This window comes from Azohydromonas caseinilytica, assembly GCF_012927045.1.
GTDB classification, from domain to species: Bacteria; Pseudomonadota; Gammaproteobacteria; order Burkholderiales; family Burkholderiaceae_C; genus Azohydromonas; species Azohydromonas caseinilytica.
The window spans coordinates 36,159-47,664 of record NZ_JABBFW010000003.1 but is presented as its reverse complement, the minus strand read 5'-3'; the positions used below and the strand labels follow the sequence as shown (position 1 = coordinate 47,664).

Here is an 11,506-nt window from a genome sequence, read left to right as displayed (position 1 = left end):
GACCGATTCATGGCCGCCGCCTTCGGCTGACACGAGGTTCCAACCATCGCTACTTTTTTCGATCGTCGCACTCCAAATGCCGAGCGCAAGCACCGGCTGAACCGGGAGATCATGGCGCCTCAGGTGCGTCTCAACGGCCCCAACAACGAGCCGCTGGGCATCGTGAGCATCCAGGAAGCGTTGCGGATGGCCGGCGAGGCCGACGTCGATCTGGTGGAGATCGCCGCCACGGCTGATCCCCCGGTGTGCCGGCTGATGGACTACGGCAAGTTCAAGTACCAGGAACAGAAGAAGGCGGCCGAGGCCAAGGCCAAGCAGAAGGTCATCGAGGTCAAGGAAGTCAAGTTCCGCCCCGGTACCGACGAAGGCGACTACGCGATCAAGATGCGCAACCTGCGCCGCTTCATCGCGGAGGACGGCGACAAGGGCAAGGTCACGCTGCGTTTCCGCGGCCGCGAGATCACGCACCAGGAAATCGGCATGCGGCTGCTGGAGCGTATCCGCGACGAGCTTGCCGACGTGGCCGTGGTCGAGCACATGCCCAAGCTCGAAGGCCGCCAGATGATCATGGTGCTGGCGCCCCGGCGCAAGTAATCACCGAAGCAGGGTTCGGCGCCTCCGGTCTGGTCACCGGGGCGCCAACGGTCCGGTTGCCGTCGCTGTGGCGGTGGTCGGAACACAGAAGCCGTTGCGGGCCGACAAGCACCGTGGACGAGTTGTCCGCGGTCGCCCGCAAGGGTCACTTACAAGGAGCAGTCATGCCCAAGATGAAGACCAAGAGCAGCGCGAAGAAGCGTTTTCGCGTCCGTCCGGGTGGTACCGTGAAGCGCGGTCAGGCGTTCAAGCGCCACATCCTCACCAAGAAGACCACGAAGAACAAGCGCCAGCTGCGCGGCGCTGCCAACGTGCATGAGACCAACATGGGCCACATCGCCGCGATGCTGCCCTTCGCCGGCCTCTGAGCTTCAAGGTTAAAGGAGTAGAACCATGCCTCGCGTTAAACGTGGTGTAACCGCCCGCGCCCGTCACAAGAAGGTCCTGGCCCTGGCCAAGGGCTTCCGCGGCCGCCGCAAGAACGTCTTCCGCATCGCCAAGCAGGCGGTGATGAAGGCGGGCCAGTACGCCTATCGCGACCGCCGTGCCAAGAAGCGCGTGTTCCGCCAGCTCTGGATCGCCCGTATCAACGCGGCTTCCCGTTCGCTCGGCGTGACCTACAGCAAGTTCATGGCCGGCCTGAAGAAGGCCCAGATCGAGATCGACCGCAAGGTCCTGGCCGACATGGCCGTCAACGATCCGGCCGCCTTCGGCAGCATCGTCGAGAAGGTGAAGGCCCAGCTCGCCTGAGTCATGCCCGCAGCGGCCGCTCGCGTCCTCTCGTGGACGGCCGCCGCGCGCTGCCCCGGCCCTGAGACGGGTCGGGCAACACTTCCGAAGGCCGGCACCTGGTGACCGGCCTTTTTTATCGCCCCCGTCCCGCATCCCATGAACGACCTCGATCCCCTGGTGTCGTCCGCGCGTGCCGACTTCGCCGCCGCCGCCACGCCGGCCGAGCTGGAGAACGCCAAGGCGCGCTACCTCGGCAAGACCGGCCGCCTCACCGAACTGATGAAGGGCCTGGCCGCGCTGCCGCCCGAGCAGAAAAAGGCCCGCGGCGCCGAGATCAACGCTCTCAAGCAGCAGGTCGAGGCCGCGCTCAATGCGCGCCGCCAGGCACTGGCCGATGCGGAGCTGGAGCGCCAGCTCCAGGCCGAGGCACTGGACGTGACCCTGCCCGGGCGCCAGCGCGGCAGCGGTGGCCTGCATCCGGTCTCGCGCACGCTGGAGCGCATTGAGGCCATCTTCGGTTCCATGGGCTTCGCCGTGGCCGACGGCCCCGAGATCGAGAACGACTGGTTCAACTTCACCGCGCTGAACACGCCCGCCGACCACCCGGCGCGCTCGATGCACGACACCTTCTACGTCGACGCTCAGGGCCCCGCCGGCGGCTACCTGCTGCGCACGCACACCAGCCCGATGCAAGTGCGCCACGCCGTACAGCATGTCAAGGCGCATGCCGGCAAGGGCGAGGCGATGCCCGAGATCCGCGTCATCGCGCCGGGCCGCACCTACCGCGTGGACAGCGACGCCACGCACTCGCCGATGTTCCACCAGTGCGAAGGCCTGTGGATCGGCCGCAACGTCAGCTTCAAGGACCTGAAGGCGGTCTTCGCCGACTTCTTCCGCAACTTCTTCGAGACGGACGACCTGCAGATCCGCTTCCGCCCGTCCTTCTTCCCCTTCACCGAGCCCTCGGCCGAGGTGGACATCACCTTCGGCGCCGGCCCGCTCAAGGGCCGCTGGCTGGAGGTGGCGGGCTCGGGCCAGGTGCATCCCAACGTGGTGCGCAACTTCGGGCTCGATCCGGAGCAGTACATCGGCTTCGCCTTTGGCATGGGCCCGGACCGGCTGACCATGCTGCGCTACGGCGTCAATGACCTGCGCCTGTTCTTCGACGGCGACCTGCGCTTCCTCTCGCAGTTCAAGTAAAGGCTGAGATCGACCATGCAATTTCCCGAGTCCTGGCTGCGCGCGTTCTGCAACCCGCCGCTGACCACCGCCGATCTGGCCGACACGCTGACCATGGCCGGCCTGGAAGTCGAAGAGCTGCGCCCGGCCGCGCCCGCCTTCAGCCGCATCGTCGTCGGCGAGATCCTGGAAGCCGAGCAGCATCCCAACGCCGACCGCCTGCGCGTCTGCAAGGTCAATGCCGGCGAGCATTCCAAGGACGGCCCGCTGCAGATCGTCTGCGGCGCGCCCAACGCCCGTGCCGGCATCCGCGTGCCGCTGGCGCTGGTCGGCGCCGAGCTGCCGCCCGGCGAGGACGGCAAGCCCTTCCAGATCAAGCTCGGCAAGCTGCGCGGCGTGGACAGCCACGGCATGCTGTGCTCGGCGCGCGAACTGCAGCTCTCCGACGAGCACGGCGGCCTGCTGGAGCTGGCCGCCGACGCCCCGGTCGGCGCCGACGTGCGCGAGGTGCTCAACCTCGACGACACGCTGTTCACGCTCAAGCTCACGCCCAATCTGGCGCACTGCCTGAGCGTCTACGGCATCGCCCGCGAGGTGTCCGCGCTCACCGGCACGCCGCTGCAGACGCCGCGCTTCGAGCCCGTGGCCGCCGCCAACGACGCGCGGCTGCCGGTGCGCGTCGAGGCACCGGATCTGTGCGGCCGCTTCTCCGGCCGGGTCATCCGTGGCATCAATCCGCAGGCCAAGACGCCGGCCTGGATGGTCGAGCGCCTGGCGCGCTGCGGGCAACGCTCGGTCGGCGCCCTGGTGGACATCTCGAACTACGTGATGTTCGAGTACGGCCGGCCCAGCCACATCTTTGACCTCGATAAGATCCACGACAACCTGGTCGTGCGCTGGGGACGCCAGGGCGAGAGCCTGAAGCTGCTCAACGGCAACACCATCGAGCTGGACGAAACGGTCGGCGTGATCGCCGACGCGCAGGCCGTGGAATCGCTGGCCGGCATCATGGGTGGCGACGCTACGGCCGTGTCCGACGACACGCGCAACGTCTACGTCGAAGCTGCCTTCTGGTGGCCGCAGGCGGTGGCGGGCCGTTCGCGCCGCTTCAACTTCAGCACCGACGCGGGCCACCGCTTCGAGCGCGGCGTCGATCCGGCGCAGACGGTGGAGCACATCGAGCACTTGACGCGGCTGATCCTGGAGATCTGCGGCGGCGAGCCCGGCCCGATGGACGACCAGGTCACGCAGCTGCCCGAGCGCAAGCCGGTGACGCTGCGCGTGGCGCGGGCCGCCAAGGTCATCGGCATGCCGGTGACGCAGGCGCAGTGCGCGGAAGTGTTCCAGCGCCTGGGCCTGGGCTTCACGGAAGGCGAGGGCACGCTCACCGTCACGCCGCCGAGCTGGCGCTTCGACCTGCAGATCGAGGAAGACCTGATCGAGGAGGTCATTCGCGTCATCGGCTTCAACCAGCTGCCCGACACGCCGCCGCTGGCGCCGGTCACCGCCCATGTGCGGCCCGAGAACCAGCGCAGCAGCCACGCGCTGCGGCACCTGATGGCGGCGCTGGGCTACCAGGAAACCATCAACTTCAGCTTCGTCGAGGAGCGTTGGGAAAAGGAGCTGGCCGGCAATGCCGACCCGATCCGCGTCCTCAATCCCATCGCCGCGCCGCTGGCGGTGATGCGCTCCAGCCTGCTGGGCAGCCTGATCCACGTGCTGCGCTACAACCTCGCGCGCAAGGCGGCGCGGGTGCGCGTGTTCGAGATCGGCCGCGTGTTCCTGCGCGACGCCTCGGTGACCGACAGCGACACCAGCGTGGCCGGCGTGCACCAGCCACGGCGCCTGGCGGGCCTGGCTTTCGGCAGCGCACAGGAGCTGCAGTGGGGCCAGCGCGAGCGTGCCGTGGACTTTTTCGACGCCAAGGGCGACGTGGAGGCGCTGCTGGCGCCGCTGCAGCCGAAGTTCGTGGCCGCCACGCACCCGGCGCTGCACCCCGGGCGCAGCGCCCGCATCGAGCTCGACGGCCGGGCCGTGGGCTGGATCGGCGAGCTGCACCCGCGCTGGCGTCAGGCCTACGAACTGCCGCAGGCGCCGGTGCTGTTCGAGCTGGAGCTCGACGCGCTGCTGCAACGCCCGCTGCCGGCCTTCGAGCCGATCTCACGCCAGCAGTCGGTCTGGCGCGACGTGGCGCTGGTGGCGCGCGAGGACCTCGGCCATGATGCGCTGATGAGCGTGATCCTGGACGACGACAGCGCTCTGGTGCGCTCGGCCAAGCTGTTCGACCTGTACAAGCCCGCCACGCCGATGGCTGGCATCGAGGCCGGCGAGCGCAGTCTGGCCGTGCGGCTGGAGCTGCTCGACCCGGACACCACGCTCACCGACGAGCGCATCGACGCCGCCGTGGCCGCGCTGCTGCAGCGGCTGCAGCAGCGCCTGGGCGTGCGGCTGCGCGGCTGAGGAGGCAAGCCCATGAATGACATCACCAATCCGCCCGAGTCCGTACTGCTGCCCAGCATCGAGACGCCGACGCTGACCAAGGCCGAGCTGTCCGAGCTGCTGTTCGAGCGGCTGGGCCTGAACAAGCGCGAGTCCAAGGACATGGTGGAAGCCTTCTTCGACATCCTGCACGGCGCGCTGGTGCAGGGCCAGGAGGTGAAGCTTTCGGGCTTCGGCAACTTCAACATCCGCCGCAAGGCGCCGCGGCCGGGGCGCAATCCGCGCACGGGCGAGACCATTCCCATCAACGCGCGCAACGTCGTTACGTTCCACGCCAGCCACAAGCTCAAGGGCCTGGTACAGGGCGATGCCGACGCCCATGACGACGCCGAGTGAGGTGGTGAGCACGGCCGGCCGGGAGGCCGGCCCTGGCGACGCCGGCCGCGCCTGGGCGCGCTGGCGCGTTCTTCCCCGTTGATCCGCCGCGATGGACAAGACGCCGCTGCCCGAGATTCCCGCCAAGCGTTACTTCACCATCGGTGAGGTCAGCGAGCTGTGCGGCGTCAAGCCCTACGTGTTGCGCTACTGGGAACAGGAGTTCTCGCAGCTCAAGCCCATGAAGCGCCGCGGCAACCGGCGCTACTACCAGCACCACGAGGTGCTGCTCATCCGCCGCATCCGCGACCTGCTCTACGAGCAGGGTTTCACCATCAACGGCGCGCGCAATCGTCTTGCGGACGAGTCGCCGCGCGGCTCGGCGCTGCGCGCGGCGGCCCAGTCCTCCCTGAGCACGGACGCGGCACAGGCCACGGCCCCGGCGCATGTAGACGAGGCGCAGGACCCGGACTTCCCCGGCAGTGCCATCGCCCTGGCCGCGTCAATGGTCAATGCGGATTTGCTCGAAGAGCTGCGTGCCGAGCTGTTTCAGATTCGTGCGCTGCTTGACCACAAATAGCAAATTAGTGTTATACTTTCAGCTTCAGCAGTCGGGGTGTAGCGCAGCCTGGTAGCGCACTTGCATGGGGTGCAAGGGGTCGCGAGTTCGAATCCCGCCACCCCGACCAAAGAAAGCCTGAGCCTGGTGTCCACAAGACACCAGGCTTTTTGCTTTGTGGCATCTGGTTTTGAGACGCTCCCTCCCGTCGCGAAGACGCGTGCGCTGGCGAGGCTGAGGTGCAACGCGGATGGCGCGAACGGGTGGAGGGCGGCGGCACGGCGATGCACCGTGCCGATGTGCGAAACCGGGGCGGCGTGTCGTGTCGTTGCGTTGTCAAATTAATCATTTCAGCCCGGAAGCACCTGCTGCAGCGGGTATACTTACAGCTTCAGCAGTCGGGGTGTAGCGCAGCCTGGTAGCGCACTTGCATGGGGTGCAAGGGGTCGCGAGTTCGAATCCCGCCACCCCGACCAAAAAAGCTTGAGCCCGGTGTCCACAAGACACCGGGCTTTTTGCTTTGTGGCCCTTCAAAGCCCGGAAGTGGCAAGAGCGGCATGGTTGCCTGCGCAACAGGACCGCCGGTTGCGGAAGCATCCGGAGCTTGGCTTGCCGACGGCGTACACCACCGGCGTGGCTCACGCCTCGCGGAACATACAGGTTTCGCAGCTCGCCACTGGAGGCAGCGCCGTTGCCGGCGCTGCCCATCCGTGATTGCGAGCAATGCAAGCGCGCGCCCGTCTGCCTAGGCTGGCGGCCCCGGACATGGGGTCCGGTCTTGCGGAGGCGACATGGCGAAGAAGGCGTTGTGCATCGGCATCAACAACTATCCCGGCACCGGGATGGACCTCCAGGGCTGCCTCAATGACGCCCACGACTGGGCCGAGACGCTGACGCAGCGCGGCTTCGCGGTAAGCACGCTGCTCGACGCCCAGGCCACCAAGGCGGCGATGGTGGAGGGAATGGCGCAGCTGATCGGGCAAGCGCAGCCCGGCGATCTGGTCGTCATCACTTACTCCGGCCATGGCACCTACGTGCCCGCCATGGAGGACGACGAGGTGGACGGCCTGGACGAGGCGCTGTGCCCGCACGACATCCGCAGCAAGGGCGCGCTCACCGACGACGAGATCCACGAACTGCTCCTGCGCCGCCAGCCCAAGGTCAAGCTGGTGCTGATCGCCGACAGCTGCCACTCCGGCACCGTCACCCGCGCGGCGCCGGACACCGATGCCGATCCGCGCGCCACCCGGCCGCGCTTCATGCCCATCGGCAACTGGATGGACGACGCCGCGCTGCCGCGCGGCCCCGGCGGCCCGCTGCGCCGGCTGCCGCCGGTGCAGGGCCGCAGCCCGCTGGCCAAGCTGGTGGCGCGCCGCAGCGGCGACCTGCTGCTCGCGGGCTGCCAGGAGGGGCCGAACCCGGCGATGACCTGAAGTGGAGCGACTTCGTGCAGGCACCGTACGCCAAGCCCGACCGGCGCTGGCTGGACGAGCTGCAGAACGTGGTGCACCTGGCGGCCAACAACAAGGCGTTCAAGCGGATGCAGGCCGTCTGCCACACCGACCATGGCGCCTTCCAGCCCGAGCTGGCCAAGCTCGACGTCGATGCCGAGGGCAACCTGCGCTTCCACGTGCACATGGTCGAGACCGTGGTGGCGCCGCTGTTCGAGGTGCCCGGCGACATCGGTTTGCTGGCCACGATGCTGCGCCTGGGCCTGCGCTTCCGCTACGAGGTGATCGACAAGTACCGGCAGGTGCGCCCGGGCAGGACCCCGCTGTGCACCGTGGCGGACCTGGTGGCCGAGGTGCGCGCCGCCATCGAGGTGATCGAGAACGACGCGCAGTCGCGCGGCGCGGAGAACCTGGACGAGGCCACCGTCGTGGACCTGTTCACGTCGGCGCAGGACCAGGACGACATGGCGACGGTGCTCGATCGATGGAACAGGGCCCGGGAGCGGCTGTTCGCCGACCCGCCGCCGGCCGAGCTGAGCAGGCTGCGCGCCATCCTGGAAGAGATGCGCGAGCTCAACTACCGCTTCATGTGCCTGGGCTCGCGGCGCTTCCACGAGATGGTGTGCACGCGCTGGGGCGACGCCCCGCACCGGGAGGGCTGAGCGCCCGGGCCACCCGTCGAGGCCCGGCGCCTCAACCCGCGGCCAGCGGCAGCGTGGCGGTGCACTTGATCTCGTCCAGGCACACGCTGGAGCGCACGCTGTTGACACCGGGCAGCCGCATGAGCGTCTCCATCAGGAAGGTGGACAGCGCCTTGAGGTCCTGCGCCACGACCTTGAGCACGTAGTCGAAGTCGCCCGTCACCGAGTAGCACTCCAGCACCTGCGGCAGGTCCGCCACCAGGCGCTGGAAGCTGGGCAGGTCGCGCAGGTGGCCCTTTTCCATGCCGATGTGGATGAAGGCCACCACCGTCAGGCCCAGCCGGCGCGCGTCCAGCCGCGCGTGGTAGTCGGCGATGAAACCCAGCTCCTCCAGCCGCCGGTGCCGCCGGTGGCACTGCGCCGGCGACAGCCCGGCGGCTTCCGCCAGCTCCAGGTTTGAGGCCCGGCCATGGGCCTGCAAGTGGCTCAGGATGCGGCAGTCGATTCGATCCAGATCAAAGGCATGCAAGCAAATCTCCTGGTGGGTACGTACGGGCGAAATTTTGTCTCGCTTTGGCGGGAAGGTCCCGACTTTGGATGCAAAGCAATTGCGCGGCGGCGTCTCTACAGTTTCGCCTGTCCGCAACGACCGCCGCACCCGGCCACGAGCCCGGTGCGAGACGACACCAGGAGACAGTCCCCATGCAACAACCTTTCATCCGCGCCGCGCTGGCGACCCTCACGCTGGCGGCCGTGCTGCCCCTGACGGCGCAGGCCGCCGATGCCGCCCCGAAGCGCGTGGCCGTGACCGCCATCGTCGAGCACCCGGCGCTGGACGCCGCGCGCGACGGCGTGCGCGACGAGCTGAAAGCCGCCGGCTACGAGGTCGGCAAGAACCTGTCCTTCGAGTACCAGAGCGCGCAGGGCAACACCGGCACCGCGGCGCAGATCGCGCGCAAGTTCGTGGGGGCGCGGCCCGATGCCATCGTGGCCATCGCCACGCCGTCGGCGCAGGCGGCCGTGGCGGCCACGCGCGACATCCCGGTGGTGTTCTCCGCGGTCACCGACCCCGTGGCGGCGCGGCTGGTCAAGAGCTGGCAGCCCGCGGGCGGCAACGTCACCGGCGTGTCGGACGCCTCGCCGCTGGACAAGCACCTGGAGCTGATCAAGCGCGTGCGGCCCGAGGTGAAGAAGGTGGGCGTGATCTACAACCCCGGCGAGGCCAACTCGGTGGCCATCGTCGAGGCGCTGAAGAAGGCCTGCGCCGCCGCCGGCCTGACGCTGGTGGAAGGCGCCGCCCCGCGCACCGTGGACGTGCCCGGCGCCGCGCAGAGCCTGGTGGGCAAGGCCGACGTGATCTACGCACCCACCGACAACAACGTGATGTCGGCCTTCGAGGGCATCGTCAAGGTGGCGCAGCAGGCCAAGCTGCCGGTGGTGGCGGCCGACACCGATGCCGTCAAGCGCGGCGCCGTCGCCGCCCTGGGCCTGAACTACTACGACCTCGGCCGCCAGACCGGCAAGCTCGTCGTGCGCGTGCTGCACGGCGAGAAGCCTGGCGCCATCGCCGCGCAGACCAGCCAGCAGTTCGAGCTGCACGTGAACCCGGACGCGGCGCGCAAGCAGGGCGTCACGCTGCCCGAAGACCTGCTCAAGACCGCCAAGCTCGTCGCGCAGCAGTGAGCGCCGCGCGCCGCTGACCTTTACCACCCGTTGATTCCGCTTCCGGTGCGCCCGCGCGGCGCCCCCGGGCGGAGCCTTCCCGCAGGAAACCCCATGTCCCTGATTGCCTCCCTGGGCGCCCTGGAGATCGGCCTCGTCTTTGGCCTGGTCGCGCTGGGCGTCTTCATCTCCTTCCGCGTCATCAACTTCCCGGACCTGACCGTGGACGGCAGCTTCCCGCTGGGCGGCGCCGTCGCGGCCACGCTGATCGTGGCGGGCTGGCACCCGCTGGCGGCCACCGCCGTGGCGGTGCTGGCCGGCGCCGCCGCCGGCGCGCTCACCGCCTGGCTGCACGTGGGGCTGCGCATCATGCAGCTGCTGGCCAGCATCCTGGTGATGATCGCCCTGTACTCGATCAACCTGCGCGTGATGGGCAAGCCCAACGTCGCGCTGATCACCGAGCCCACGCTGTTCAGCCTGTTCACCTTCAATGACTGGCCCGACTACGTGTTCAAGCCGCTGCTGATGCTGGCGATCGTGGCGGTGGTCAAGCTCCTGATCGACCTGTTCTTCGCCTCCGAAGCCGGCCTGGCGATGCGCGCCACCGGCGGCAACGCCCGCATGGCCCGCGCGCAGGGCATCTCCACCGACCGCTTCACCATCTACGGCCTGGCGCTGTCCAACGCGCTGGTGGCGCTGGCCGGCGCGCTGTTTGCGCAGACCCAGGGCGGGGCGGACATCTCCATGGGCGTGGGCACCATCGTCATCGGCCTGGCCGCCGTGATCGTGGGCGAGACGCTGCTGCCCGCGCGCGGCCTGGTGCTGGCCACGCTGGCCTGCGTGCTGGGCGCGGTGCTCTACCGCTTCTTCATCGCCGCGGCGCTCAACACCGACTTCCTGGGCCTGCAGGCGCAGGACCTCAACCTCGTCACCGCCGTGCTCGTGGCCGGGGCGCTGCTGATGCCCTCGCTCAAGCGCAAGCTCGTCAAGCGAGCGCCGCGCAAGAGCGCCGACACCCAACCCGCCACCGCCGCCAAGGAGGCCCTGTGATGCTGCGCGCGCAACGACTCGAAATCACCTTCAACCCCGGCACGCCCATCGAGAACCGCGCGCTGCGCGGGCTGAACCTGGAGATCCCGGCCGGGCAGTTCGTGACCGTGATCGGCTCCAACGGCGCGGGCAAGTCCACCTTCCTCAACGCCATCAGCGGCGACCTGCGGGTGGACAGCGGCCGCATCGAGATCGCCGGCCACGACGTGACGCGGCTGTCGGCCTGGCAGCGCAGCGCGCTGGTGGCGCGCGTGTTCCAGGACCCGATGGCCGGCACCTGCGAGGCGTTGACCATCGAGGAGAACATGGCGCTGGCCTGGCGGCGCGGGCAGGGCCGAGGCCTTGGTCTCACGCTCAACCGGGCGCTGCGCGAGCAGTTCCGCGACAAGCTGCGCACGCTCAACCTGGGCCTGGAGAACCGGCTGGCCGACCGCATGGGCCTGCTCTCCGGCGGCCAGCGCCAGGCCGTGAGCCTGCTGATGGCCTCGCTGCAGCCCTCCAAGCTGCTGCTGCTGGACGAGCACACCGCGGCGCTGGACCCGCGCACGGCGGCCTTCGTGCTGGAGCTCACCGACCGCATCGTGCGCGAGCAGCAGCTCACGGCGCTGATGGTCACGCACAGCATGCGCCAGGCGCTGGACCACGGGCACCGCACCGTGATGCTGCACCAGGGCCGCGTGGTGCTGGACGTCTCCGGCAGCGAGCGCCAGGGCCTGGACGTGCCCGACCTGCTGCGCCTGTTCGAGCGCACCCGCGGCGAGCGCATCGACGACGACAAGCTGCTGCTGGCCTGAGCGCCGCGGCACGACGCATTCCTCAAAGCC

The 11,506-nt window shown here is 68.9% G+C and carries 13 protein-coding genes and 2 tRNA genes; 14 read left to right on the top strand and 1 reads right to left on the bottom strand.

From position 1 onward, the window contains the following. The first annotated feature begins 45 nt into the window (after positions 1-45). From infC to HHL10_RS05605, 11 genes are all read left to right on the top strand, one after another. Positions 46-594 carry a translation initiation factor IF-3 gene (gene infC / locus HHL10_RS05655; RefSeq protein WP_157266315.1) on the top strand — a complete coding sequence of 183 codons (549 nt, stop codon included), beginning with the start codon at positions 46-48 and terminating at the stop codon, positions 592-594. Between the two features lie 164 nt (positions 595-758). Then, on the top strand, positions 759-962 hold the full coding sequence (rpmI, locus tag HHL10_RS05650; RefSeq protein WP_029001830.1) for a 50S ribosomal protein L35: 204 nt from the start codon (positions 759-761) through the stop codon (positions 960-962). Positions 963-987: 25 nt separating this feature from the next. Next, on the top strand, positions 988-1,344 hold the full coding sequence (gene rplT, locus HHL10_RS05645) for a 50S ribosomal protein L20 (RefSeq protein ID WP_169159381.1): 357 nt from the start codon (positions 988-990) through the stop codon (positions 1,342-1,344). A 138-nt stretch (positions 1,345-1,482) separates the two neighbouring features. Next, the gene (gene pheS, locus HHL10_RS05640) at positions 1,483-2,526 is read left to right on the top strand and encodes a phenylalanine--tRNA ligase subunit alpha (RefSeq protein ID WP_169159380.1); all 1,044 of its coding nucleotides are present in this window, start codon (positions 1,483-1,485) and stop codon (positions 2,524-2,526) included. A gap of 15 nt (positions 2,527-2,541) precedes the next feature. Beyond that, positions 2,542-4,965 (top strand): phenylalanine--tRNA ligase subunit beta, encoded by a 2,424-nt coding sequence (pheT, locus tag HHL10_RS05635; RefSeq protein WP_169159379.1) that lies wholly within the window; start codon positions 2,542-2,544, stop codon positions 4,963-4,965. A 12-nt stretch (positions 4,966-4,977) separates the two neighbouring features. Continuing rightward, positions 4,978-5,340, top strand: a complete 363-nt coding sequence (locus HHL10_RS05630) for an integration host factor subunit alpha (protein WP_051244479.1) — start codon at positions 4,978-4,980, stop codon at positions 5,338-5,340. Positions 5,341-5,431: 91 nt separating this feature from the next. Next, complete coding sequence (locus HHL10_RS05625) at positions 5,432-5,899, top strand: MerR family transcriptional regulator (RefSeq protein WP_169159378.1); 468 nt, start codon at positions 5,432-5,434, stop codon at positions 5,897-5,899. 32 nt (positions 5,900-5,931) lie between these two features. Then, a tRNA-Pro gene (locus HHL10_RS05620) sits at positions 5,932-6,008 on the top strand. 269 nt (positions 6,009-6,277) lie between these two features. After that, positions 6,278-6,354, top strand: a tRNA-Pro gene (locus HHL10_RS05615). 315 nt (positions 6,355-6,669) lie between these two features. Continuing rightward, positions 6,670-7,311, top strand: coding sequence for a caspase family protein (locus tag HHL10_RS05610; RefSeq protein ID WP_169159377.1), 642 nt, complete (start codon positions 6,670-6,672; stop codon positions 7,309-7,311). Between the two features lie 14 nt (positions 7,312-7,325). Beyond that, positions 7,326-7,991 (top strand): hypothetical protein, encoded by a 666-nt coding sequence (locus tag HHL10_RS05605; RefSeq protein ID WP_169159376.1) that lies wholly within the window; start codon positions 7,326-7,328, stop codon positions 7,989-7,991. Positions 7,992-8,022: 31 nt separating this feature from the next. Here HHL10_RS05605 and HHL10_RS05600 read toward each other — a convergent pair whose 3' ends face one another. Further along, positions 8,023-8,499 carry an Lrp/AsnC family transcriptional regulator gene (locus tag HHL10_RS05600; protein WP_169159375.1) on the bottom strand — a complete coding sequence of 159 codons (477 nt, stop codon included), beginning with the start codon at positions 8,497-8,499 and terminating at the stop codon, positions 8,023-8,025. Between the two features lie 173 nt (positions 8,500-8,672). Here HHL10_RS05600 and HHL10_RS05595 point away from each other — a divergent pair, with 173 nt between their 5' ends. The 3 genes from HHL10_RS05595 (at position 8,673) to HHL10_RS05585 (ending at position 11,476) form a co-directional block, all read left to right on the top strand. After that, positions 8,673-9,653 (top strand): ABC transporter substrate-binding protein, encoded by a 981-nt coding sequence (locus HHL10_RS05595; protein ID WP_169159374.1) that lies wholly within the window; start codon positions 8,673-8,675, stop codon positions 9,651-9,653. A gap of 93 nt (positions 9,654-9,746) precedes the next feature. After that, complete coding sequence (locus HHL10_RS05590; RefSeq protein WP_169159373.1) at positions 9,747-10,682, top strand: ABC transporter permease; 936 nt, start codon at positions 9,747-9,749, stop codon at positions 10,680-10,682. Next, positions 10,682-11,476 carry an ABC transporter ATP-binding protein gene (locus HHL10_RS05585; protein WP_169159372.1) on the top strand — a complete coding sequence of 265 codons (795 nt, stop codon included), beginning with the start codon at positions 10,682-10,684 and terminating at the stop codon, positions 11,474-11,476. Before HHL10_RS05590 ends, HHL10_RS05585 begins: the two co-directional genes overlap by 1 nt. Positions 11,477-11,506 lie beyond the last annotated feature (30 nt).

Coding starts and splice junctions, on each gene's coding strand:
- pheT (WP_169159379.1), top strand. CDS start 2,542: ATGCAATTTCCCGAGTCCTGGCTGCGCGCGTTCTGCAACCCGCCGCTG.
- HHL10_RS05630 (WP_051244479.1), top strand. CDS start 4,978: ATGAATGACATCACCAATCCGCCCGAGTCCGTACTGCTGCCCAGCATC.
- rplT (WP_169159381.1), top strand. CDS start 988: ATGCCTCGCGTTAAACGTGGTGTAACCGCCCGCGCCCGTCACAAGAAG.
- HHL10_RS05610 (WP_169159377.1), top strand. CDS start 6,670: ATGGCGAAGAAGGCGTTGTGCATCGGCATCAACAACTATCCCGGCACC.
- HHL10_RS05585 (WP_169159372.1), top strand. CDS start 10,682: ATGCTGCGCGCGCAACGACTCGAAATCACCTTCAACCCCGGCACGCCC.
- HHL10_RS05590 (WP_169159373.1), top strand. CDS start 9,747: ATGTCCCTGATTGCCTCCCTGGGCGCCCTGGAGATCGGCCTCGTCTTT.
- pheS (WP_169159380.1), top strand. CDS start 1,483: ATGAACGACCTCGATCCCCTGGTGTCGTCCGCGCGTGCCGACTTCGCC.
- HHL10_RS05595 (WP_169159374.1), top strand. CDS start 8,673: ATGCAACAACCTTTCATCCGCGCCGCGCTGGCGACCCTCACGCTGGCG.
- rpmI (WP_029001830.1), top strand. CDS start 759: ATGCCCAAGATGAAGACCAAGAGCAGCGCGAAGAAGCGTTTTCGCGTC.
- HHL10_RS05625 (WP_169159378.1), top strand. CDS start 5,432: ATGGACAAGACGCCGCTGCCCGAGATTCCCGCCAAGCGTTACTTCACC.